This window comes from Citrobacter telavivensis, from assembly GCF_041807075.1.
Taxonomy (GTDB): domain Bacteria; phylum Pseudomonadota; class Gammaproteobacteria; order Enterobacterales; family Enterobacteriaceae; genus Citrobacter_A; species Citrobacter_A telavivensis.
Genome location: NZ_JBGUBF010000001.1, coordinates 878,361 through 902,483 on the forward strand (window position 1 = coordinate 878,361; position 24,123 = coordinate 902,483).

Annotated in this window: 24 protein-coding genes; 10 read left to right on the forward strand and 14 right to left on the reverse strand. The window is 51.0% G+C overall.

The annotated features are described in order from the left end of the window. Nucleotides 1–31: 31 nt before the first annotated feature. Both ACERJC_RS04145 and ACERJC_RS04150 read left to right on the forward strand, forming a co-directional pair. Entirely contained in the window at nt 32–358 is a 327-nt protein-coding gene (locus ACERJC_RS04145; protein ID WP_373671096.1) for a winged helix-turn-helix transcriptional regulator, read from the forward strand. Between the two features lie 345 nt (nt 359–703). Next, entirely contained in the window at nt 704–1,420 is a 717-nt protein-coding gene (locus ACERJC_RS04150; protein WP_152405200.1) for a YebC/PmpR family DNA-binding transcriptional regulator, read from the forward strand. A gap of 320 nt (nt 1,421–1,740) precedes the next feature. Here ACERJC_RS04150 and ACERJC_RS04155 read toward each other — a convergent pair whose 3' ends face one another. After that, a complete protein-coding gene (locus tag ACERJC_RS04155; protein ID WP_373671097.1) occupies nt 1,741–3,102 on the reverse strand; it encodes a YncE family protein in 1,362 nt (453 codons plus the stop codon). Between the two features lie 381 nt (nt 3,103–3,483). On the opposite strand from ACERJC_RS04155, the gene ACERJC_RS04160 reads away from it, so the two are divergent. Next, a complete protein-coding gene (locus tag ACERJC_RS04160) occupies nt 3,484–3,933 on the forward strand; it encodes a cell envelope integrity TolA C-terminal domain-containing protein (RefSeq protein ID WP_152405198.1) in 450 nt (149 codons plus the stop codon). A 273-nt stretch (nt 3,934–4,206) separates the two neighbouring features. Here the strand turns inward: ACERJC_RS04160 and ACERJC_RS04165 are convergent, their stop codons facing one another. Beyond that, a complete protein-coding gene (locus ACERJC_RS04165; protein WP_373671098.1) occupies nt 4,207–4,953 on the reverse strand; it encodes an SDR family NAD(P)-dependent oxidoreductase in 747 nt (248 codons plus the stop codon). Nucleotides 4,954–5,023: 70 nt separating this feature from the next. Beyond that, the gene (locus ACERJC_RS04170) at nt 5,024–5,713 is read right to left on the reverse strand and encodes a helix-turn-helix transcriptional regulator (RefSeq protein ID WP_373671099.1); all 690 of its coding nucleotides are present in this window, start codon (nt 5,711–5,713) and stop codon (nt 5,024–5,026) included. 232 nt (nt 5,714–5,945) lie between these two features. On the opposite strand from ACERJC_RS04170, the gene ACERJC_RS04175 reads away from it, so the two are divergent. Further along, a complete protein-coding gene (locus ACERJC_RS04175; RefSeq protein ID WP_373671100.1) occupies nt 5,946–6,290 on the forward strand; it encodes a DUF1294 domain-containing protein in 345 nt (114 codons plus the stop codon). A gap of 71 nt (nt 6,291–6,361) precedes the next feature. On the opposite strand, the gene ACERJC_RS04180 is transcribed toward ACERJC_RS04175, so the two are convergent. Then, complete coding sequence (locus ACERJC_RS04180) at nt 6,362–7,105, reverse strand: SDR family oxidoreductase (protein WP_373671101.1); 744 nt, start codon at nt 7,103–7,105, stop codon at nt 6,362–6,364. A 122-nt stretch (nt 7,106–7,227) separates the two neighbouring features. Between ACERJC_RS04180 and ACERJC_RS04185 the strand changes: the two genes are divergently transcribed. Further along, nucleotides 7,228–7,608: a winged helix-turn-helix transcriptional regulator gene (locus ACERJC_RS04185; protein ID WP_187696620.1), complete on the forward strand. Its 381-nt coding sequence runs from the start codon at nt 7,228–7,230 to the stop codon at nt 7,606–7,608. Between the two features lie 127 nt (nt 7,609–7,735). Here the strand turns inward: ACERJC_RS04185 and ACERJC_RS04190 are convergent, their stop codons facing one another. From ACERJC_RS04190 to ACERJC_RS04210, 5 genes are read right to left on the reverse strand one after another with little or no spacing between them, the layout of a single operon-like run. Beyond that, a complete protein-coding gene (locus ACERJC_RS04190) occupies nt 7,736–9,058 on the reverse strand; it encodes an ABC transporter substrate-binding protein (protein ID WP_373671102.1) in 1,323 nt (440 codons plus the stop codon). Beyond that, nucleotides 9,051–10,124, reverse strand: coding sequence for an ABC transporter ATP-binding protein (locus tag ACERJC_RS04195; RefSeq protein ID WP_373671104.1), 1,074 nt, complete (start codon nt 10,122–10,124; stop codon nt 9,051–9,053). Before ACERJC_RS04195 ends, ACERJC_RS04190 begins: the two co-directional genes overlap by 8 nt. After that, nucleotides 10,118–10,954, reverse strand: a complete 837-nt coding sequence (gene gpdQ / locus ACERJC_RS04200; protein ID WP_373671105.1) for a glycerophosphodiester phosphodiesterase GpdQ — start codon at nt 10,952–10,954, stop codon at nt 10,118–10,120. The genes ACERJC_RS04195 and gpdQ overlap by 7 nt, the downstream gene beginning before the upstream one ends. 11 nt (nt 10,955–10,965) lie before the next feature. Beyond that, nucleotides 10,966–11,853 carry a carbohydrate ABC transporter permease gene (locus ACERJC_RS04205; RefSeq protein ID WP_152405190.1) on the reverse strand — a complete coding sequence of 296 codons (888 nt, stop codon included), beginning with the start codon at nt 11,851–11,853 and terminating at the stop codon, nt 10,966–10,968. Further along, nucleotides 11,843–12,715: a carbohydrate ABC transporter permease gene (locus tag ACERJC_RS04210; protein WP_373671674.1), complete on the reverse strand. Its 873-nt coding sequence runs from the start codon at nt 12,713–12,715 to the stop codon at nt 11,843–11,845. Before ACERJC_RS04210 ends, ACERJC_RS04205 begins: the two co-directional genes overlap by 11 nt. Before the next feature lie 234 nt (nt 12,716–12,949). On the opposite strand from ACERJC_RS04210, the gene ACERJC_RS04215 reads away from it, so the two are divergent. From ACERJC_RS04215 to fos, 3 genes are all read left to right on the forward strand, one after another. Next, the gene (locus tag ACERJC_RS04215) at nt 12,950–14,047 is read left to right on the forward strand and encodes a phosphatase PAP2 family protein (RefSeq protein WP_373671106.1); all 1,098 of its coding nucleotides are present in this window, start codon (nt 12,950–12,952) and stop codon (nt 14,045–14,047) included. Then, on the forward strand, nt 14,044–15,969 hold the full coding sequence (locus ACERJC_RS04220) for an autotransporter outer membrane beta-barrel domain-containing protein (protein WP_373671107.1): 1,926 nt from the start codon (nt 14,044–14,046) through the stop codon (nt 15,967–15,969). Before ACERJC_RS04215 ends, ACERJC_RS04220 begins: the two co-directional genes overlap by 4 nt. 209 nt (nt 15,970–16,178) lie before the next feature. Continuing rightward, nucleotides 16,179–16,586 (forward strand): fosfomycin resistance glutathione transferase, encoded by a 408-nt coding sequence (gene fos, locus ACERJC_RS04225; protein WP_373671108.1) that lies wholly within the window; start codon nt 16,179–16,181, stop codon nt 16,584–16,586. A 58-nt stretch (nt 16,587–16,644) separates the two neighbouring features. On the opposite strand, the gene ACERJC_RS04230 is transcribed toward fos, so the two are convergent. The 4 genes from ACERJC_RS04230 to ACERJC_RS04245 form a co-directional block, all read right to left on the reverse strand. After that, nucleotides 16,645–17,994 (reverse strand): GntP family permease, encoded by a 1,350-nt coding sequence (locus ACERJC_RS04230; RefSeq protein WP_057078678.1) that lies wholly within the window; start codon nt 17,992–17,994, stop codon nt 16,645–16,647. A 106-nt stretch (nt 17,995–18,100) separates the two neighbouring features. Continuing rightward, complete coding sequence (yjhG, locus tag ACERJC_RS04235; protein ID WP_373671109.1) at nt 18,101–20,068, reverse strand: xylonate dehydratase YjhG; 1,968 nt, start codon at nt 20,066–20,068, stop codon at nt 18,101–18,103. 10 nt (nt 20,069–20,078) lie between these two features. Then, nucleotides 20,079–20,984 (reverse strand): dihydrodipicolinate synthase family protein, encoded by a 906-nt coding sequence (locus tag ACERJC_RS04240; protein ID WP_072146797.1) that lies wholly within the window; start codon nt 20,982–20,984, stop codon nt 20,079–20,081. A gap of 4 nt (nt 20,985–20,988) precedes the next feature. Beyond that, on the reverse strand, nt 20,989–21,777 hold the full coding sequence (locus ACERJC_RS04245; protein WP_046478802.1) for an IclR family transcriptional regulator: 789 nt from the start codon (nt 21,775–21,777) through the stop codon (nt 20,989–20,991). 238 nt (nt 21,778–22,015) lie between these two features. On the opposite strand from ACERJC_RS04245, the gene ACERJC_RS04250 reads away from it, so the two are divergent. Continuing rightward, the gene (locus tag ACERJC_RS04250; RefSeq protein WP_373671110.1) at nt 22,016–22,807 is read left to right on the forward strand and encodes a PhzF family phenazine biosynthesis protein; all 792 of its coding nucleotides are present in this window, start codon (nt 22,016–22,018) and stop codon (nt 22,805–22,807) included. A gap of 33 nt (nt 22,808–22,840) precedes the next feature. Here the strand turns inward: ACERJC_RS04250 and ACERJC_RS04255 are convergent, their stop codons facing one another. Further along, on the reverse strand, nt 22,841–23,359 hold the full coding sequence (locus ACERJC_RS04255) for a YbaK/EbsC family protein (RefSeq protein WP_373671111.1): 519 nt from the start codon (nt 23,357–23,359) through the stop codon (nt 22,841–22,843). A 305-nt stretch (nt 23,360–23,664) separates the two neighbouring features. On the opposite strand from ACERJC_RS04255, the gene ACERJC_RS04260 reads away from it, so the two are divergent. After that, nucleotides 23,665–24,057 (forward strand): VOC family protein, encoded by a 393-nt coding sequence (locus ACERJC_RS04260; protein WP_373671112.1) that lies wholly within the window; start codon nt 23,665–23,667, stop codon nt 24,055–24,057. The last annotated feature ends 66 nt before the right edge of the window (nt 24,058–24,123 follow it).

Below are 24,123 nucleotides of genomic sequence, written 5' to 3' on the forward strand. Positions count from 1 at the left end.
AAGTACGCACTAAAAAGTGAGCCACTGAATTATGAGTAAGTTATATACTCCGGAATCTGCCGCAAGCGGTGTGGAGCACGTGCTGCGACTGTTGGAAGGTCGTTGGAAATTAATCATTCTTTTTCATCTGTTCGATGGAAAGGTACAACGCTATTCTGATTTTGAAAAACTGATCCCCGCTATTTCGCAGAAGATGCTGGCGCAGCAACTGCGACAACTGGAAGCTGACGGCATCGTATCACGTACGGTGTACCCTCAAGTGCCACCGAAGGTGGAATATCGCCTGACCGAGTGGGGGCAGGCGCTGTGCCCGGCCCTTGATGCAATGTTGAAATGGGCGGAAAAACGCGAGGTTTAGCTGTCGTCGGGGCCTTTTTGCAGTGAGTGAAAATCACTGATGTCTGCTTTTGCTCAACGATTAATAATCGGTGTCTGTCTGGATTATCACTTTTGCCTCTCTTGTCTTATGTATTTTTGCTGCGGTTCAATTATTGAGAATAAAAACAAACGAACCAGAAGAAAATACGGGAATAGATCAGCCACAATGTTAACTTTTGATAAAATTAAAGTAACATTCTGTGGGGTGCGGATGTTTTTATTTCTCATAGACGAGAATTTACATATCATGATATAATATGGCGGAAAAGAATGCAGGTTATTAATCTGCCAGTAATGTAAATAAATTTTTGAGGAGACCATTCCAGTGGGACGTAAATGGGCCAATATTGTTGCTAAAAAAACGGCTAAAGACGGTGCAACGTCTAAAGTATATGCAAAATTCGGTGTCGAAATCTATGCTGCTGCTAAACAAGGCGAACCAGACCCAGAATTAAACTCATCTTTAAAATTCGTTATTGAACGTGCGAAGCAAGCACAAGTCCCAAAACACGTTATTGATAAAGCCATTGATAAAGCCAAAGGTGGCGGCGATGAAACGTTCGTACAAGGACGTTACGAAGGCTTTGGACCCAATGGTTCAATGATTATCGCTGAAACGTTGACGTCAAATGTTAACCGTACGATTGCTAATGTTCGCTCAATTTTCAATAAAAAAGGCGGGAATATCGGAGCGGCAGGTGCTGTCAGCTATATGTTTGACAATACTGGAGTGATTGTATTTAAAGGAACAGACCCTGACCATATTTTTGAAATTTTGCTTGATGCAGAAGTTAATGTTCGTGATGTAACCGAAGACGAAGGAAACATCGTTGTTTATACAGAATCCTCAGACCTTCACAAAGGCATTGCAGCGCTAAAAGCAGCCGGGATTACCGAATTCTCAACAACAGAATTAGAGATGATTGCTCAATCAGAAGTTGAACTTTCGCCAGAAGATTTAGAAATCTTTGAAGGGCTTGTTGATGCCCTTGAAGATGACGATGATGTTCAAAAAGTATATCATAACGTTGCAAATCTCTAATTATAAATCAAAAAATCTGTCATTATGGCAGATTTTTTAACTTATAAAGTTGTTATAAAAACATATCTAACCCGATGTGTTGATTATAAAAAAATAGATAAAATTACTGTCTCCAAAAAGAAATTACATTCATTGAAATTGCTGGTCTTAACACTCTGGTGATTGACGGAAAAAGAACATATTACGGAAGAAAACTGCGCGAAAAACGTAATGCGTTGACGATATAAAATCAACGTTAATACCCCCAGCCCGAAGGCGGTTGGGGGTTAATAATAATGCCAGGCTGACCTGCCCGCGAATAGCGTAGCGGATTAAAGCCGTTATTTTTTGGGAGTGATTTTCGTCACTGAGCCTGTTTGCGTTTTATCCCCGATAGTCCCATACATAGACACCAGATAAACGGCACCATCAGGCCCGGCGGTCAGGTGGTTTGGCGTATCATCCATCGGGATATTAGCGACCAGTTTGCCATCTTTGTTCAGAACAGCAACGGTTCCGCCTGAGCGCGTGGCGGCGAAAACCTGCGACGTCATGGGATCCCAGACGACAGATACGCCCCCGGCCCCAATGTAAGTATCCGCGAGAACCTTACCGTCCGCATCAAGAACCACGACATTGTTCGTCTCCTGGGAAGCGACGTAAAGACGGCCGGTCTCCGGATCGCGAGCGATGTCGGTAGCACCTTGTGCCTGAGGTATTTTCACCGTCGTACTCTTGCCCGTTTTGAGATCAATCCAGCCCACCCAGGGCGTATCGCGACTGACGCCGTAGAGTTTCCCACCGGCACTGTCGAGGGCAAGATCTGTACTGTAAAACTGGTCACGGCCGCGGTTCGTCACGAACTCCATCTGACCGATATGTTCCAGCGTTTTGGTATCATAAACCTCGATAAAACCGGTCAGCGCTGCGCTGACATAAGCCCGATTGTGGGCTTCATCAATGATCACATCGCGTGGATGTACGACCGACCCCTCCGGGAAGACTTTCACGACGGAAAGCGTTTTTGCGTCATAGACGGTCACCGTCTCGGCGAGCGTGTTCGTTGTCCAGACATGATTATGGACATTATCAACACCGATGCCGAAGACTCCAATCTGCTCACCCTTTTTGTCTTTAGGCAGCGTAGCCTCCGCTTCGACAGTCAGCGTTCCGGCGTTCAGTCTCATCAGGCGGCTACCATCATTTGGGCCGCGTGCAGAGGTCACGAACAGCTTCCCGTCGGTTGAAATTGCTGACTGGTAAGCTCGCTCACCGACGGAAATTTTTTGCAGCCTGAAAGCCTCAGTGTTTTTCGGGGGAACAATTTGGGACAATTTCAACATGACCTGCGAAACGCTCGCGGGATTTTGCGTGATAACAGTGAGTGGATGAAGGCCTGTAGCAGCATCGACCGGAACGGTTAGCGGAATAGTGAGGTTTCCCTTCTCGTCGGCGGTCAGTGGTTTCGGTGTCAGGACTTCCGCACCATTCAGCAGGGTGACGGTCGTGCCCGCCTGTAGGCTCTTAATCGCTATGACAGTTTTATCTCCGGGCTTAACAGGAACGTCCCGTGACCCTGCACGGATACTGCCAGGGAAGGTAGTGGTGGCGGCTGCCCACTGGCTATCGGCGTATGCCGTTGTGGCGGTTGCCATCGCAATAGTGGAGGCCAACAACACCGAACGGACTGAAATTCTTCTCATCTTATCTCCATAAATTGAATTGATGCTGCATCTCAGCGCAGCCACAGGTTATTTCCCATGCGATGAGTCTTATCTTCCGCCATGAGAAGTATGTCTTGTTATAAGCGCATTCAACATACCATATCAATGCAAATAATTATCATTACTATTCTTGGTGGTGTCTTAAATGTGGGGCGTTTATATATCGCGGATGAGCGAGCTGGCGATTTTCCGGTAAGAGGGCGGCAGTGTGCCGAAGCGGACGTAAAAACGGCTTGTGCCAATCATCAGACAATAAATCGCAGCCTATTCCTCTCTCTACATATTCAGAAGGCTCATTCGAAACATCCCGTTGATGTCGATAATTAGTGGTTGAAAAGGTGCCAGGAATGACGGAAGAATATGCCAACATTGCTGAGGTTTAGATGGATTGAGGGGCAAGAAGTGGGATCGTCTGGAACAGTAAAGAAAATCGTTATGCTGACCATTGTGGCTAGCCTGGCCGCGGGTTGCGCGCCGTTACATCCTTCCGGCTGCCATAAGACCACGGCAACGGGGAGTTGCAGTTCAGGACGCTGGGATGATCAGGATGAATGGGGTGCGAAAGCGCGGGCAATCAGGGCGGCAATAAATGCCAAACTTGATGAGCCGCAAAACTGGAAGGGGAAAAAATGCAGGTTACATATTGAATTTGCTCAGGATGGCACGGCTTTGAACATATCAACCAGCAACGGCAATAAAGCCTATTGCGAAGCGATAAAATCAGCAGCCCATAAAGCCAAATTTCCAGCCTTCAACAATCCGGAAGTCTATAGGGATTTTCAAAAATCCGGCTTCGATATGCGCGGTTAGCACCATAGTAGCCCTTACAGTGTCAGCTCCTCGCTAACTGCTGCTCTTTAAACCTTATCGACGGCAGCTCAGTGCCAGAAGCGGAGGTTGTTAATGGCATGATGTATAAACCAATGGAGAGCCAATGATCTATACCCCTGTTAATAGATTCTGGCAATGTGGCTATTACTGACTCTACAGCAGAAGCACTAACTATAGGTATTTTATCGCTCCCATTGAACCAACCATTCCGGTGGGACAATTATTACGGTTTAAAATGACTTAAGGGGTATTTCACTCAGCTAAATACCCACCATCAATGGGATAAACGCCCCCGGTACAGAACGCTGATCTGTCTGACAGCAAAAACAAGATGAAGTCTGCTATTTCTTGCATTTTTGCCATCCTTTTCATCGGGTGGCTATTTGCGAAACTGCGTACGATGTTTTCAGGAAATTCATTCATCCGTGGGGTTTGGACATAACCCGGAGCGACTGCATTGATTCGAATACCCTGGCAGGCAAACTCTAGCGCTGCGGTTTGGGTTAAACCGATTATACCATGCTTAGCCGCGGTGTAAGGTGCCAATCCAGGAATGCCAACCAGGCCATTTACTGCAGATAAATTAACGATAGAACCACCAAACTTCATCATCTGAGGTATTTCATATTTTAGGCAGTAAAAAATACCGCTCAATGAGGTGGCAATGACCTTATTCCAGTTTTCAACTGTCTGCTCTGTGATATTTTTACCATGTTCACCTGTCAGGCCTGCATTGTTTACAGCATAATCAAGCCTGCCGAAATGTTTGATAACGTCATCTATCATTTGCCGTACCTGTTCAGGCTGTGACACATCACATCCGATCCCCATCGCTTGTTGTCCCTGTGAAGATAACCGCTTCGCTTTTTGTTTAGCCTGCGCTGACGAGCGGGATACAATGACGACCTTGGCGCCATGTTTGTGTAATTGGTCTGCGACGGCCTCACCTATACCTGTAGTACTTCCTGTTATAACCGCTACTTTATTCTGAAAATTCATAATTCCCCCTGTGAAGTAGAATGGAGTCTTACATCTGGGGTAGTATACAAATTAGCAGTGACAGTTTTTGTCAGTACTCTTTTCCTTCACGGATCCCCTCTTTTTTTCTCCATTTTTTCAATAAAGCCGTCCTGTTTTCTCTATACATGGAATCCAGTTGCACAATCTCTTCGATTTTGTCAGTTCTGAAATGACGAAAATCATTTCTCATCTCACACCATGCAACCAAAATCCAGCATGACTCCATATATACTAATGCGATGGGCCATATGACTCGAGAAGAGTAAACCTCTTTCTTGTCACAATATTTTATATTGACTCTCTTTCGATTTTTAATGGCATTACGAATGTCTTCAAAAAATATCTCATTGTTTTCTGAAGGACCGGTCAGATAGGATTGGCTCTCAATAAGATTTTTTAATTCACCGGGAATGACGGCGTGTATTTTGGCAAGCGCATTTCTTGCGGTATTTTTGAAATCATAATCCGTATTATGAGACACCCAATTTAGCCCAAGTATAATCGCATTGATTTCTTCATGAGAAAGATTTAAGGGGGGTAAATGAAAATCAGACTTAACGATGTATCCAATTCCTGCGCCGCCTTCAATGCTCACTCCCTGTTGCTGTAGCGTTTTTATATCTCTGTAAAGGGAGCGTACATTTATTTCTAATCTTTCTGCAAGAGTGGATGCCGTGATCGGATATCTTTGCGCCCTTAATATCTGTAGTAATTCGAGAAGCCTTTCTGTTCTGGTCATGTTGATAAATCCATCTTGATACTGAGACGATATCTTAAAGCACCTGTTGAATAGGCATCTTAGTACAAAGCAAGTGTATATGCCTAAGTTGAGCTGCCCCCCGTTGATTGATATCGCACATAACAGCCCAAAGCCATACTTACTCAGAGACTTGTTCCGGGGTTTTGGCCCCGTGTCTTTACTGCGTATAATGCCGCCTCTATACACGCTAAAATCGACTGTGCCACAAACTATGAATCTCAATCGCTTTTGTTATTTGCTCCTGATCTTCTCGGCTATCGGCAGCATCTTTACCTCACATCCCGTTGCTATCTGGTTCCTGCTCACCAACATACTGACGCTGGTGATTTATGGCGTGGATAAAATGGCGGCGCGTAAGGCCTGGCGCAGAGTACCGGAATCCACTCTGTTGGTGTTTGGTGTTGTGGGAGGGTGGCCTGGCGCGATGGTGGGTCAACAACTCTTCCGGCATAAAACACAAAAGCAGCCATTCAAAACCTATTTCATCGTCAGCGTGATATTGAGTGTCTCAGTGATGGTGGCGGTGTATCAGCTTTATCCCTTTTCTTCTTTCTGAGCGTTTGCTTTTTGCTCCCTGCGCATTGTGGCCTGATAACCCTTCTACCAGACCACTGCCAGGCTACTCAGCTATAGATTACCCACGCCACCATCAACCAGTAGCTCAGTACCAACGACGAATGAAGATTCATCAGAAGCAAGGAAAACGGCGGCCTTAGCCAATTCATAGGGGGTGCCTAAACGTCCGATGGGTACCAGAGCGCGAATTTCTTCCCGGAGCTTCTCTTCGTCCACGCCGCCCCCAACGTTGTTCAATGCCGGTGTTTCAGTCGGTCCGGGACTTAAGCCATTTACACGAATCCCACGCGGATGAAGCTCTGCAGAAAGTGTTCGTGCCAGAGAGAGTATTGCGGCTTTACTTGCAGCGTAAGCACTACTTTGTGGAAAACCAATCCGCGCGCTGACTGAGCCACAAACAATGACGGAGGACGGGTTGGAAAGCATAGGAAGCAGGGCTTTGATCAGGAAGAATGGGCCCTTAAGATTGGTATTCATCAGTGCATCGTAAGCCTGCTCATCCCAGGATTCCAGTGGCTTATGTGTAACATCACCTGCGTTTATATATAAAATATCAAGTCTCGGCCATCGCGCCTGTAACGCCGTTGCTAAGTGAGTTTGTTGAGGGATGTCGCCTGCCTCAATGCGAAAAATAGCCACATCACTTAACTCTTTTTTGGCCTCCAGTAGTTTTTTTTCACTACGACCGGTGATGGCAACCTTTGCTCCTTCTGCCAGAAACTGACGTGCCGTCTCTAAACCAATACCGCTAGTACCACCGGTAATCAGTGCGTACTTGCCTTCAAGTCTGCCCATTTTCCTACCCCCACGTATTATTCGTGGAGTAATTATTTATCCTTTAGTATCCTTTGGAAAGTAGGCACCATTTGGATACTAAGGAACCTTATGGGATGCAATGAAGTGAGACCGGGAGCCCTATGACACAGAATATTTCGACGTTAGCTGAGAGTAATACAGGATGCCCGATGGTCAGTTTTGTGAATCTGATAGCCGGTAAGTGGGCGATCCCAATCCTTTATCGTTTGATTGTATTAGGCGAACCTGTTCGTTTCAGTGAGCTACAACGAGCAGTCAGACCTATCACTCAGAAAGAACTGACTCGTCAGTTGCGACAGTTTGAGGCTCGCGGGTTGGTTAACAGAAAAGTGTTCGCTGAAGTTCCACCGAGAGTGGAGTATGAAATAACCGAGCTGGGTAAATCGTTGCGTCCGACACTTGATTCTCTTGCTGAGTGGATGACTGCCAACGCGAGCGCAATGAATAAAAACGGACAAAGGACGTCAGCGACTCGTTCTTGAGGGATAGCCATACTCAACGCTCCCATACGGCAGGAGAGTTGAGTATGAACATGTCACCGTGGAACAAAAACCGTATCATCGGCCAAAGTAATGTCGGCCTGTCCACAATGACACGATGCGTAATAAGCTATTTCACTTCTGCCAGCGCGCTTTTATCAACGTAGGGCTTCATTAGCGCATCGGCTTCCTGTTGGGCCGTTTTAACTGCCTCTTCCGGCGTCACTTTTGGATCGTTGACAACGGCCGCCAGCTGGTTTTCCATCGCTTTACGTACGGCGACCGTTTCATAGGTGGAGTACCAGGGATGGGCATATTTCAGCTGCTCAAGGGCGATGGCCGCACGGGGATCCTGCTGCATGTACGCTTTCATTTCTGGTGTGTCATACGCGGCTTTACGCGGCGAGAAGTAGCCGGTAAAGCGACTCCATTCTCCGTTCACCTGCGGGCTGACCAGCCAGCTCAAAAACTGATATGCCGCTTTTTTCTGCGCGTCTGAAATGCCTTTAAAACTCACCAGGCTGGCACCGCCAATCGGCACCGCACGTTGCTCTTTTGCCGGCAGCATGGCGACGCCAAGCTCAAAGTCTTTGGTATTTTCACGCATAAAGCCCAGTGCGCCGGTGCTCAGCATTGCCATTCCAACTTTCCCCGAAAAGAAGGCGGCGCTGATCTGTTTTGAGTTCAGGACACCAGAAGGCATCACCTTGTCCTGATAGATCAAATCCTGCCAGAAACGCAGGGCGCCAATGGTGGAGGGGGCGTTGTAATACACTTCGCCGGGATAGTCTTCATTGAAATATTTACCGCCATTGGCGCGAACCAGCGCCGAGAAAATCCAGCCGCCGTAATCGTCATTGGTCGATGGCAACATGATCCCCCACTGACCCTTGCTTTCGTCGGTTAATTTTTTCGCGTCCGCCTGCAGTTCAGCCCAGGTTTGCGGCGGTTGTTTGATACCCGCCTGGTCAAATAACGCTTTGTTGTAATACAGAATTGGCGTGGAGTTATGGAACGGGATCGCATAAGTCACGCCCATCACCTGAGCGTTCTTATGCATGGCGGGCCAGAACTCGTTAAGCAAAAATGGCCCCGCTTTTTGATTACCGAACCTGAACAGCTCGTCCATCGGCAGGATTTCATCTTTTAACGCCAGGTCGGTGGTGAAGTTGGCGGACATGATGACCAGCGCGGGCGGTTGTCCCGCCTTTTGCGCGGATTCGGCTTTGATCTTGGTGGTGTCATAGTTGCCGGTAAAAATGCCCCGTACTTCGACATCCTGTTGAGATTCATTGAATACGTTGATGACCCGGGTCATCTCCATGGTCAGTTTGCCATCGACGGGGGCGGGAAACATAAAATCGATTTTTTCTTTCGCCAACGCAGATCCGCTAAAGGCCAGCGCGCCGCTTAGGGCGAGCGCCTGCAATTTCGTATTCAGGGGCTTAAACATGGTCAATCTCCTGGAGTAAATTGTGCTGTTTCTCAGCATGAAAAAGATGAAGATCCGACGGTGAAAAACCGAGGGTAAGCGTGTCGCCTTTTTCGGGCACGATGCCGCGATGGCGGCGGCTGTAGCGCAGTGTGCCGACAGGCGTGCTGACGTGGAGCAGATAATCTGCCCCCATCAGTTCTCGTTGCATTACCGTGGCGGGCAGGGCGTACAGCCCGTCAGTCGGTCTGTCAGTGATGTGTTCAGGGCGTATCCCCAGCCAGACCTGCGTTTCGTCACGCGACAGCGGTGGCAGCGGATGTCTGATATCACCGAGTTGTACCTGACCGTTCTGGCAAGGCAGAAGGAGGAGGTTCATTGCGGGAGAGCCGATGAAACCGGCGACGAACAGGTTTGCCGGGCTGGCGTAGAGATGTTCAGGGCGACCGACCTGCTGCACGTAACCATTGTTCATCACGACGATACGATCGGCCATCGACATGGCTTCGGTCTGATCGTGCGTAACGTAGATGGTGCTGGTCCTGAGCTGTTGATGCAGCGCCATAATGCTATCGCGAACCTCGCTACGCAGGCGCGCGTCAAGGTTGGAGAGCGGTTCGTCCATGAGAAAAAGTCGCGGATTGCGCACAATTGCACGCGCCATCGCCACACGCTGCCGCTGACCGCCGGAGAGTTTGGCCGGTTTGCGATCGAGTAGCGGCTCCAGTTGCAGCATCCGGGAGACCTGTTCCAGCCGCGGTTGCCAACTGGCTTTATCCTCTTTGCGAATTTTCATCCCGAAGGTAATGTTGTCACGCACTGACAGATGCGGAAACAGCGCATAGTTCTGGAAAATCATCGCAAAGTTGCGTTCGCGTGGTGAGAGAAAGGTGATGTTCTCTTCCTGCAGCCAGATGTCGCCTCCGCTGACGCTTTCCAGTCCGGAAAGCAGACGCAGCAGGGTGCTTTTGCCGCAGCCGGAGGGGCCTACCAGCACCACGAATTCCCCTTCGGCAATATCCAGAGACAGCGAGTTCAGCGCCGGTTTGCCGTCAAACGTTTTGCTGACATTATTCAGTCTTAACATGGTGATGAGTACTCATCCGTTGGGCAACTGGTATTCTCGTCATACAGCCATGGCCCGGCGTAGTGCGCCAGCGAGTGCTGGTAGCTCACCCAGTGCTCTCCCACCTGACGATGCATCAGGCAGGACGGCGGCGACATGTCGTAATAGGGACGTGTATCTTCATGGCAGTAGGGCACCTGATGAACCGTTGCGGGAAGCGTGGTGATGGTCGCCTGACGATACTGCGTCATCGTCAGATTATGGTTATGACCGCAGAAGATGCGGATAAGCGAAGGGAAGCGTTCCACCAGTGCTAGCAGACGATGACCATTTTCACAGGCGATCGGATCCATCTGAGCATTTCCCAACGGCAGCGGCGGGTGGTGCATAAAGACGGCAGTTGGCTTATCACCGGCGCTGAATAGTTGGGCTTCCAGCCATGCTAGCGTCTCTTCGGTTAACCAGCCTTTCGAATGACCCGCAAGGCTGGAGTCAATAAACAGTAGGCGAGTCGCGAAATCATCGACGGCATAACGCATATTTTGCGGGTCGGTGCCCAGTTGTGGACACAGCGGGTGCAGATATTCAAGAAAATGCGCCTTATCATCATGGTTCCCCGGGATCAGCAGCAGCGGGTAGTGGAGCGCGCCGAGGATCTGGCGGGCAATGCGATACTCCTCCGGGCGGCCACAGTTAACGATATCTCCGCTGACGATAACGGCATGCGGACGTTCACGCAGCGCATTCAACTGGGAAACCACGTCTGCATTTCCGGCGTTAACGTCGATAAAACCGTAGAGCTTCTGGTCGTGACCGCGGAAATGGGTGTCGCTAATATGGGCTAACAGCATGAAATCACTCCTTATTTAATACCTGAAAAACCGAAGCTTCTCAGAAACTGTTTCTGAAAGGCGATAAAGGCCACCATAAGCGGCAGACAGACCATTAGCGTTCCTGCGCCAATGGTTCCCCACTGTCCGCCCGATTCCGCGCCCATCGCAAAGGAGACGAGGCCGACGGTCAGCACCTGCTTGTCAGGGTCGTTAAGCATCATGAGAGGCCATAAATACTCGTTCCAGTGATAGGTAATGCTGACAGTGGCGAACGCCAGCACTGACGGCCATGACATCGGCAGCAGGACGCGGTAAAGCACCTGCCACCACCGGCAACCTTCCATCAACGCCGCTTCCTCCAGCTCTTTTGGAATGGCAAGGAACGCCTGGCGCATCAGGAACACGCCGAATGCCGATGTGAAATAGGGCATCATCACGCCGGTCAGCGTGTTAAGAAGACCGAAGGTTTTCAACGTCATCATGTTCGGCACCATCATTACGACGGGCATGATCATCAACTGAACAAGAAACAGCAGAAAAAGCGTTTGCTTGCCGCGAAATTCGTGGCAGGCAAAAACGTATCCGGCGGTGGTGATGGTCAGTAGCTGTACGGCGAAGGTGCCAAACGCGAAGATCAGCGTGTTAGCGTACAGGCTGAACCAGTTTGCGCTGGCCCAGGCATCGCGAAAGTTATCAAGCGTTAACGGGAAGCGCGGCAGTACGGAGGCCATTCCTTCCCCAAAGGTCGTGGCGCTAAACGCCGAGGACAGCATCCACAGGAAAGGGCTCACCCACAGCAGCGCCAGGCAGGTCATCAGCGCACCCAGCGTGACTTTCCTGGACTGACGCAGGCGTAGCCACAGCGGTCGCGTGGCGCGTTGCGTTCTGGGAATGGCAGGGGAGATCTCAACGCTCATGATGCGCTCCTCGCTCCAGTAGCTTCAGGTTAAAAAAGGAGAAGACAAACAGTCCTGCCAGCGTCAGAAACGTGGCGGCGGAGGCTTTGCCCAGATCGTGGGTATCCCAGGCGAGATTCTGGATGTAATAAAGCAGTACGCTGGTGGCGTTATCCGGCCCGCCGCGGGTCATGACGGCGACATGGTCTATCTGCGTAATGGCATAAATCAGCGCCGTTGTGATCACGAAGCTCAGCGTCGGTCGTAGCAGAGGTAGCGTCACCTTAAAAAATATCTGTGTCGGGGTGGCGCCTTCCATCATCGCGGCTTCGCGTGCCGACTGCGGAATGCTCTGTAACCCCGCCAGAAAGAACAACATGTAATAGCCGGCGAATTTCCATACACCAATCAGCGCCAGGGCATACAGCGCGCTGTTGCTGCGACCCAGCCAGTTGTTATTCATGGGGCCGAACAGCTTCGCCAGGTAGTAGTCGAACATTCCCATTCCCGGCATAAAGATGAACAGCCAAATCGCCGCCGCGCTGACCATGGGAATAATCATCGGAAAGAAAAAAGCGGTGCGTAGCCAGCGATTGACGCGGTGGTTTTCCCATAACGCAACGGCCAGCAGCAAAGCCAGTGCCACTCCGGGGATAACTGTCAGGGCGATGTAAATCAGGTTGTTCACCAGCGACTGCCAGAAGACGCTGTCTTCAAACAGACGGATGAAATTCCCTGCGCCGACGTAGGGGGCCTCGTCGGTTGCCATGCGTGTATCAAACAGGCTGTCATACACTGAACGAATCAGCGGGAACCAGGTAAACAGCAGTAAAAAAAGCAGTGAAGGCGACAGGATAAGCCAGGGAAGCCAGTTCTTTTTCATCATCATCTGCGGGCTCGTCGACATGTTTCTGAAGCCAGACAGTGTGAAAGGGGATTACTGCAAAAGAATGGCCGAAAGATGATGGTTTTGTGACCTGCGAACCGTATCTTGTTTATAAAAATTCACGCTAAATTTCACTTTAAGATTTTACGCAAGACGGATTAATAAATATGTCATACCGCGTTGTGACTTAATAACCTTCTCATTAACATGGTTATTAAGGATAATTCGTTAATGCTTATGACAACAAGGATCGCCGCACTCTCGGTTGCGATTGCGTTATCTCTGGGAAGCGCACATGCAACAGAAAACAGAATCACTGAAGCCACAAAATTGCTCACGGGTTTTAGTCAACTGAATAATACTCCCGCTGGTCAAACGGTTCTTCGAGAAAACCTCGAGACATCAATAGCCATTAATAATCGCGCTACCGACGCTGAACGTGCCCGAGCGGTATCGGATAACACCATTGCCGCACTGGTCGGTTCCATGACAAACGGCATGTTGATTGCCGATGCGTTGGGCACAAGAATGAGCGCTATTTTCAATGCGCATAACAGTCTGAATGCACAAACATACAGTGCCACGGTTTTCTCTGAGCATTTTGGCGAATTGTTGTCGCAGGTTAACGCGTTGATTCAGGCGGATTCCAGCTTTGCCAAAAACTTTTATGCCAACGGCAGCGCAAACGGCAATCCGTTGATGCCAGCGACGGGAATTCAGTTGCCTGATGGCGGTGTCTATAACGTTTATGACCTGGCCTATCAACCGTCGGAAGAGGACCGTAATACGGTCGGTAATTCCCGCCCCGTGCAGGTTGCGCTTGACCGAATCGAAACCTTCAGCGCACCCGATTACTTTGGCGTTGATACGGATACCGCCGTGGCGATAATTCCGACGCTGAAAGGCAATGCGGCATTTCCCAGCGGTCATTCTGCGTTCGGTTTTGCCAGCACCTTGTTGATGGCTGAGATGGTGCCAGAACGGTTTCAGGAGTTTATCCTGCGCGGGTCTGAGTACGGTAACAGTCGTATTATCCTTGGCGCGCACTATGCGCTGGACGTGATTGGCGCTCGTATTATGACCACTTATGCAGTTGCGCAAATCCTCAACAATAATCCTGATTATCTGCAGCAGAGCATTCAGTCTATGCTGGGCGCGCCAGTGACGACCTCCGGCGATTTTCAGTCTCTGATGCAACGCGCCAGCACGGATTTACGCAATCTGCTGGAACAGGGATGTGGCAACAGCATTGCAGAATGTGTTGCCGCAGAGAGAGCGTCTCAGTTACAGGAAAAAGGCAGAATAAAGCCGACTATCTGTTTCGCATGACCTATGGTTTGACACCGACGGGGGCGACAGATCTCGCTCCCGTTGTGCCTGAAGGGGCCGAGGTCCTGATTGCCTCCCGCTTCCCTTATCTGAGCGCTGGGCAGCGCAGAGATGTCCTCGCCACAACGGAGATTGAGTCGGGACATGCGCTGGATAATGGCTCCGGCTGGGCGCGTCTCAACCTCTTTGCCGCTGCGGATGGTTATGGTGCGTTTAACGGGGATGTTTCCGTGACAATGGATGCCGCGCAGGGGGGCGTCAGCGCCTACGATTCCTGGGGTAATGATATCAGTGGCCAGGGGACATTCGTGAAGAAGGGAACCGGCACCCTCGAGTTGACGGGAAACAACAGTTTCTCCGGCACCACAACGGTTGCCGGAGGACAACTGATCGTAAATGGCGATCATCGTCATTCATCGGTGACGGTAGAAACGGGCGCCCTACTGAGCGGTTCTGGTAAAACCGGGGCTCTCACTGTGAAATCCGGTGGCGCCATTGCGCCTGGCAATTCTGTCGGAACATTAGACGTTGCGGGCGATCTGAACTTCCAGCGTGATGCACAGTATGCAGTGGAAATTGCCGCGGACGGGCGCAGTGACCTGATCCAAAGCGCAGGCATCGCCACCCTTGATGGCGGTGACGTCACGGTTTCACCGGAAGGGCGAGGAAACCTGCTCACCCAGCGCGAAGTGCATAGTCTCCAGGGAAAACAGTTCACTATTCTGACGGCTGAACAAGGCGTCCATGGGCAATTTAACCGCGTACAGCCTGGATGGTTATTCCTTGGCACCACGCTCAATTATCAACCTGACCGGGTACTTCTGAATGTGGGGCGCAACGGTACGGCATTCGCCGATATTGCCCTGACGGACAATCAGCGAGCTGTCGCGACGGCGGCGGACAGACTGTCTGCTGGCAATCCGGTGTATGAAAGTATTTTGCTTAGTACGTCTAAAGACGAAGCCAGACAGGCTTATCGTCAACTGGCGGGGCAAATCCATGCGGATGTGGCGTCCGCACTGCTTAATGACAGCCGCTATCTCCGCGAGTCAATGAACGAACGTTTACGTCAGCGTGAGGGCATCAGTCGTTCAACGGATATCCAGGCGAACGAGGGCGGGGCGTGGGTACAGCTGTTGGGCGGATGGGGACGCGCTTCCGGTGACGACAACGCAACGGGCTGGCAATCCTCGACCCGGGGCGTGTTACTGGGCGTCGATTCTGCTCTGGTGAATGATATTCAGCTTGGCGGCGTAGTCGGTTATACCCGTACTACGGTTGATGGCGGGGATCATGCCAGCGGGACGAGCGATAACACGCACCTGGGAATTTATGCGAGCAAACAGGAAGGCGATCTGTCCTTGCGACTCGGCGGTGGCTACACGTGGCACAGTATCGACACAGAGCGTGGTGTCAGTTATGGCGCGCAGTCGGATTACCTGCGTGCCGGGTATCATGCCCGTACCGCACAGCTGTTTGCCGAGACGGGATACCGTATCAGGACGGAAGTCGTGAACCTCGAGCCCTTTGCGAATCTGGCGTATACCCATTTTCAGCGCGACAGCCTTCGTGAGAAAGGGGGCGCAGCCGCGCTTCAGGGTGAAAAACAAAGCACGAATGCCACCATTTCAATGTTAGGGTTGCGTACAGATGTACAAATTGACGCAGTTAAGTTACAGGGAGAACTGGGCTGGCAGCATCAGTATGGCGAACGTAATCGCGATGCCGGACTGATGTTTAGTGACCATAATGCCGCATTTGTGGTTAACAGTGTTCCGGTATCGCGCGACGGCGCGATTGTAAAAGCCGGTGCAGAGGTCAGTCTTGGCAAACAGGCAACGCTGGCGTTGAGTTATGGTGGTCTGCTTTCTGATAATCATCAGGATCACCGCGTTAATGCCAACCTTTCCTGGCAATTTTAACGGTTTCTGTGACGTTATTTCCTCCCCCCTTTCGAGGGAGGAGGAAAACGCGCATTTAACACGGCCCCTCATTTCGCCCTTCAAACCAGACGGATTCTGGTGCAGATATATCCCAATGATTTTTCATGCTTTCAGGTCACACACGCTGCGCGATTCAGTACGCCTATGGTAGTTTTGATAATCCTGCATCCTGTTGAAGAGACTCAAGCATGCTGAATGGGCTGAACCACATCACCCTCGCCGTCAGTGATGTTTCAAGAAGTTTTGCTTTTTATGTCAACACACTTGGGTTTACGCCTAAGGCCAAATGGGCCCACGGTGCTTACCTGAGTCTGGGCAATTTGTGGCTGTGTCTTTCGGCGGATGCCGTTGCCAGTAAGGATGATTACACCCACTACGCGTTCAGTATTCAAGACGACGATTTCGATGTGTTTGTGGATAATCTCAGAGCGTTGGGCGTCACCGAATGGAAAATCAATAAGAGTGAAGGGCGGTCTTTCTACTTTTTGGATCCCGATGGGCACAAGCTGGAAATCCATGACGGCGATTTAACCAGCCGCCTTAACGCGTGTATGCAACATCCTTATGAAGGAATGGTGTTTTTCTCATCCCCGTAAAATGAGTGAAAAAGAGGAGCCAGTGAACCAACAACGCGATCCACTGGCGAAGGCACAATTATATAATCATGCTGGCGAGCAGAATAAATATCAGCCCACAGATGGATAACAGCGTCGACATCAGCGTCCAGGACAACAGTGTCTCTTTGGTGGTCAGGCCGAAGAAGTCTTTAATCATCCAGAAACTGGCGTCGTTAACGTGGGAGCAGATACAGGATCCCGCCCCGGTCGCCAGCGTAATCAATGCCAGGTTAGTATTAGGATGTACTGCCAGCAGTGGGATGACCAGACCGGCGGTAGAGATCGCCGCCACGGTGGCGGAACCCAGACAAATACGCAGGAACGCGGCAACGCCCCAGGCCATCAGGATGGGATTAATATCCATGCCTGAGACCAGGGTGGAAATGTACTGACCCACGCCAGAATCGATGAGCACCTGCTTGAATGCGCCGCCACCGCCGATAATCAGCAGCAGTCCGGCAATACCCGCAATGGCTTTCCCGCAGGAATCCATCAGTTCAGGGATCGTCTTTCCGCGGCCCAGACCCATGGTATAAATCGCGAACAGCAGTGAAATCAGCATCGCAATCGTCGAGTTACCCAGGAACAGCAGTATGTTGTAGAACAAGCCTGAATCCGCGGCGCTTTTGGCATGGGTCATCTGGATGATGGTGACGACCGCCATCAGGATAACTGGCAGCATCGCGGTGAGAAAACTGATCCCAAAGCCAGGCATTTCGCTTTCGCTGAACCGACGGGTCGCGCCAAGGGAGGCAATATTGCCCTCTTTTTTAAATGCGTCCGGAATAATGCGCTGGCAGAATTTATTCAGTACCGGGCCGCAAAGAATAAAGGTCGGGATGCCGACAATGATACCGTATATCAGTACCAGCCCTACATCGGCGCCATATTCACGGGCGATAACGGTCGGGCCGGGGTGCGGCGGTAAAAAACCGTGTGCAACCAGTAAACCGGAAAGCATGGGCACGCACATAAACATCGGCGATATTTTCGCTTCACGGGCAATAGCGAATAAAATAGGGACCAGAAGAATTAAGCCGACTTCGAAAAAAAGTGCAATGCCGACAATAAAGGCTGAGCAAACTACCGCCCAGTCAAGTTTATTTTTGCCGAAATAATTCAGCATGGTCAGCGCTATTCGCTGCGCACCCCCCGCGTCGGCCAGCAAACGACCCAGCATGACGCCGAAGCCAAATATTAAACCGATATGGCCCAGCGTGCCGCCAAGTCCGGATTCGACCGAGGTGACAACTTTATTCAAATCCATACCACTGGCGATGGCGACAGCAATCGAGACAATAATTAGTGAAACAAACGTATTGAGCTTAATTTTTATGGTTAAAAGCAGGAGTAAAGCAATCCCTGCCACAACGATAATTAGTGGCATAACGTCCTCTCATCATAGGGTAACGACCCGTCATTATCCGGCTGCGCACAGGATGAATAATGCGTAACCGGATAATTCAGGTGTCTGGATGTTTTTATTTTTGCTTTCAGTTCTTATTCATATAATCGCGCAAGGCCGCGCCGATTTTATTTACATCATAAATACAACCCGTCCATGTCCCGCCGCTTACCGCCTGGAGCATCGCCCAGAGTCGGGTGTCATCGGGCAGTTCAGGATCAGGAAGTAAATCCTGATGACTGGGTCGGGCGTTTAATATTGCGGTGGCCTCCTCCCGTGAGGGTAATGTTTCATCGTTACGGGTTCCGAGGAAATTGACTTCGCCCTGAAGCTCACGACAATCAATTTTAATTTCAATAATATCCCCGGTGCGTAATTTACCGATTGGCCCTCCGGCCAGTGCTTCTGGCCCTGCGTGGCCGATGCACGCCCCCGTGGAAACGCCCGAGAAACGCGCATCGGTGATCAGTGAAACATGCTTGCCGTAGGACAGATGTTTCAGGGCGCTGGTGACCTGGTAGGTTTCCTCCATCCCGGTGCCGGAAGGGCCAACGCCGATGATGACCAGAATATCGCCCGCTTTAATCTTGTCGTGCTTGATATCGTAAATCGCGCTTTTCTCGGACAGATAAACCTTCGCCACGCCTTTATGGTAATAGATGCCCCGATCGTCAATCACCGAGGGGTCGATGGCGGTGGATTTGATAACCGACCCTTCCGGGGCAATATTGCCCACCGGGAAAGTGATCGTTGAGGTCAGGCCGCGCTCCCGTGCCCGCTGTGGCGACATGATCACCTCGTCGGCGTCGATCTGCTCCTGTTCGCGCAGAAGCTGTTTGAACCGTTGCCGCCGTTCGGAGTGTTCCCACCAGTCCAGGTTCTCTTTCAGGGTGCTGCCGGTGACGGTCATCACGTCTTCATGCAGCAATCCCAGACTGCGAAGATGCAGCATCACTTCCGGTACACCTCCCGCCATGAAGGCATTCACCGTCGGGTGATAAACCGGACCATTGGGGAGTACGCTCACCAGTCGGGGCACCCGCTTGTTGATGCGGATCCAGTCGTCAACGGTTGGAATATGGCAGCCGGCCTGATGGGCAATCGCCGGAATATGCAGCAACAGGTTTGTTGAGCCACCGAACGCCGCATGGACCGTCATCGCATTCTCAATCGCTTTATCGGTGAGTATTTCCCGGGTGGTGATGCCTTGTTTACATAAGTTCAACGCCGCCTTCGCGGAGGCTCTGGCTATCTCCTGCCACACCGGTTCGCCAGAAGGGGCCAGTGCTGAGTGCGGGATGGCCAGTCCTAATCCTTCGGCTACGACCTGCGATGTCCCGGCGGTGCCCAGAAATTGACAGCCGCCGCCGGGGGAGGCGCAGGCTTTACAACCCGCACGGCGGGCATCCTGTAGCGATAACTCGCCATTGGCGAAGCGGGCGCCGATGGTCTGCACCTTGCCGTTATCCTCCCCATCCCTTGCGGGTAGCGTTGCGCCACCGGGCACCAGCACCGTCGCTTTGTCATGCTGCGCGGCAAGCGCCATCATGGTGGCCGGAAGTCCCTTGTCGCAGCTCGCCACGCCAATGACGGCTTTCGCATCGGGCAGAGAGCGGATAAGACGACGCATCACCATGGCGGCGTCATTACGGTACGGTAGCGAGTCAAACATACCCGTCGTACCCTGAGTACGTCCGTCGCACGGATCGGAAACATACACGGCATAGGGCAGGGCACGGTTCGCTTTGATGACCTCCGCGGCCGCTTTCATCTGGATATCCAGCTCGTAGTGACCCTGGTGCAGCGCCAGCGCGATGGGCTTACCGTCTGCCCCGCGTAACCCTCCCAGCGTGCTGAGCAGTAGAATGCCGTCCCGATCCAGTTCGTCTGGGGACCAGCCCATTCCGGCATTCATGGTCATCCCGAACAGATCCCCGCTCGGGCGGTTGATGAGCATTTCCGCCGTAAGCGGCAGTTCTCCGTCAGGGCCATCGGCGTGGGTTCTGACGGTGTAGATATCGCGACTTTCGTCAGCAAAAATATGGCGAACAGACATGATCTTCTCCTCAGTCCGATAAAATGCCCTGCGCGGCCAGCAGTGCGTGGACTTTTTCTTTGGCTTCTTCTGAGACGTCAAGAATCGGCGGCAGGCAATATGTCTCCACCGGCAACCCCACGCACTGCATGCTGTATTTGATCAGTGAGACAAACGGCGTTTCAAGGCCGTAAATCGCGGGTAGTTGCAGGAGCTTTTTATTCAGGGTGGCGGCAGTTGCCAGATCGCCCTCGCGCCAGGCGCGGTAGATACCGACAGAGAGTTCCGGAGCAAAATTAGCGCTGGCGGATATCGCGCCATCGCCGCCCAGCAGCAGGGTATTCAGTAAATGGTCGTCGAAGCCGCAGAATACCGAAAATGACGGACGTACAGACTTAACGGTGTTGATCATCGTGCGCAGATGGCCGACGCTGTCGATGGTGTCTTTGATGCCGACGATATTCTCATTTTGCAGTGCCAGACGTTTCACGGTCTCCGGGGTTAAGTCCTGACCGGTCAGATCCGGAAAGTTGTACAGGATCACCGGCAGTGTGACGCTGCGGGCGATCTGCTGGTAGTAGTCGTCAAGATTCCGTGCCGCAACTTTCCAGTAGTAGGGGTTGATAGCGACGACGCCGTCAGCGCCGCAGGCTTGTGCATGTCGCGCCAGTTTGACCGCTTCGTCAGTGGAAGGCGAACCGACGCCAATCAATACCGGGACCCGTCCGCCGACAACGGCGACGGCTTCTTCGGTGAACGCCATTCGCTGGGCGGTATTCATCTGGCTAAATTCCCCACCCGTACCAAGGTAAAACAGCCCGTCGACACCCTTATTAATCAGGAAGTCAGCAACCTGACGCATTGCCGTTTTATCAATGGTTCCGTCACGATGAAACGTGCTGGATACCGGTGGAATAATACCGCTGAATTTTGTCATTACCTCAGTTTCCTTTTCGTAAATATTCATTTTCGTTTCTGTATCCCAGCCCATATGATATTTGCCCGGCGCATTTGCGCAGCAGTTCCAGATAACCGTCGATCTTATTTCCTGAATAAACCACCGGATCGCCCGAAAGCGAGATCGCATAGTTAACCCGGTTATACATATTGAATACCGGCATACTTAAACATACCGCACCATAGGTTGATTCTTCATTGTCTATGGCCCATCCCCGAAGTCGCGTTTTTTGCAACTCTTCCAGAAATAACTTTTTATCGGTAAACGTATTGCGCGTGTGTGGCGTCAACGTGAGCGCATCTAAAAAATAATCCAGCTCTTCCCGCGTTTTCCAGGCTAATAACGCCTTACCCAGCGCGGTGATATGCAATTCAAGTTTTTTACCAATCCAGCTTTTGCTTGTTGGCACCGAGTTCGGGCTCTCAACCTTGTCGAGATAGAGGGCTGAATAGCTCTCCATTGCCCCCAGATGGCAGACCAGGCCGCTTTTCAGCGACAGCTCCTGCATTGGCCGCTTTGTCACCTCAAAGATATTTTGGCGGTGCAGCGCCTGGCAACCCAGTTCGTAGTTCTTTATTCCCAGCGAATAATGGCCGTTTTTGTTTTTAATTAAGAAGCCGCACTCCACCATCACATTCAATAAATTAAGCAGGCTGCTTTTGGGATACTGAAATTCTTTTAATAATTCCATATAACTCGCCACGCCTACCCATGCGATGTGGGTTAATATTTTTTCGGCACGAACTAATGAATTACACCCTTTGCGAACCATCATGGAACCCTCTTGCTGGTAGAATAAATAGTATCGGCATTGCTGAAGTGAAAATATACCTTGTTCAACATGCTGAACCGTAATGGGGTGATTAAATGTGATCTTGTACTCAGTTTGAATAGCAGAATTCTCGTGCTGACATTCGGCCAAATGTGAATGCATTGGAAATGATAAGACGCCATACTGTCGTGGTATGGTAGAGTGTGAGGTGCTCAAAGAACGATTCGAGGTTCGCGCGATGCAACAAATTGATTTTTACATGATTGATGCCTTTAGTACGGAGACTTTTGGGGGCAATGCTGCAGCGGTATGTCCGCTAGCCGAATGGTTGCCTGATGAAACATTATTGAAAATGGCTAAACAGCATAACCAGTCAGAGACGGCTTATTTTGTCCCCAATGAAAACGGCTTTATGCTGCGCTGGTTTACCACTCAGGGAGAAATAAATCTGTGTGGACATGCCACACTTGCGGCAGCTCACGTCATCTTTGAACATCTGGATTATCCGGGTGAGATTCTCCATTTTGATACCCGGTTTGTGGGGCCGTTAACCGTTGAGCGCAGCGGTGAATGGTTGACGCTGGATTTCCCTGCCTGGGAAACCCAGCCCGTCACGCCGCCGTCCTTACTGCTGGATGCGTTGGGTATCACGGAATATAAAGAAGTGCGCGTGGCGCGCGACTACATGGTTGTCCTGGATACTCCACAGCAGATCAATGCGCTACGTCCGGACATCAATGCCATGCTTCCCCTGGGGAAAATGGTTTGCGTCACCGCGCCAGGGGAAGGGAAATACGATTTTGTCAGCCGTTTCTTCTGCCCAGGAGAAGCCGTAGCGGAAGACCCCGTCACTGGTTCAGCACACAGTATGCTCATTCCTTACTGGGCCGAAAGACTAAACAAAGCAGAGATGCTGGCGCATCAGGGCGCTGAACGCGGCGGGGATTTACGCTGCCAGAGCGTGGGAGAGCGTGTTTATATCGGCGGACAGGCAACAACGTATCTGCTGGGTAAAGTGCTGCTACGCTAAGCTCATCCAGGATGCGCTACTGGCTCACCCGCCCTAAAGCGGGTGAGCCAGTAACCGGAGTAGGCCATCAGATTGAATTTCTGCCGGAAAATAACCGTAAGCTGCCAGCAGCCGTAGTAAATCCGACCGGGAAATACAGACTGACGCGGTGTTGACCAGAGGATGAAATCCCAGTGACTGCCTGGCAGAGACGGATGAGTCGATGATTATTTGAATATCTCTTTTGCCGCTATGCGCGACAGCAAAAGGCGTCACGCAGCCAGGTTCAACGCCTAACGTTTCCATCAACTCGGCTGGCGACGCGAAAGACAGACGGGATTCTTCAAGCTGCAACGCTAATCCGCGAAGATCTGCCTTGTGATTACCATCAAGAATGTACAGGTAGAAGTGCTTACCCGAGCTATTTTTCAGTAACAGGTTTTTGAGCAACTGGGCCGGAAACGTCGCTGTGAAACGCCTGTGATCGGCAACCGTTTTCACCTCCGGGTGTGAGACATACTGATAAGGTATACCCAGCTCGTTGAGCAATGTCAGAACCGCATTTTCATCCATCTTATTTAATCCAACCAAAGTCAGCGCCGTACTACATGGCGTATGGATGCGCAGTAATGGAAGAAAATTCCTGTGTCATCATCCTGTTGACTCGCAAAGAGATACGCTGAGACTAGCAAAACGGCGATCGTCGGGTATATGAGTTCAATCAATCTTCACAGTGGTATTGACCTGATCTATTGATCTGTCACGCTTAACGCTGCGCCATCGTTCTGTATGTTAAGTAGACTGCTGCTACCTGACGGCGATACTTGCCTGGGGACATAAAACGGATAATCCCCGTGGCATCACAATGAGGAGGGAGTATGTTTTCATACGTCATGCTGGGCACTAACGATCTGCCACGCGCGATCGCTTTCTATGATCCATTAATGGAATTGCTTGGACACCCGAAGGCAGGTCGGGGTGAAGAGGGCGCATCATGGGGAACGTTCAGTGAAAACTGCACCACCGGACTGTGCGTAGGTAAACCCTTTGATGGTCACGTTGCCAGCGTCGGTAATGGTACGATGGTCGCGCTGAATGCCCGCTCGTTTGAACATATTCAGCAGCTTCACGCGCTTGCTCTCAGCCTGGAGGGAACGGATGAAGGCGCGCCGGGCCACAGACCGCATTATGGACAAGGTTTTCATAGCGCCTATGTCAGAGACCCTGACGGCAATAAGCTGGCGTTTGTCTATTACGCTAACGCGTTTTGAACGACAGCGGGGGCGATTCCGGGGTGAACACATTTTATTCACGGAAAGTGTTGACTTTACACTCTT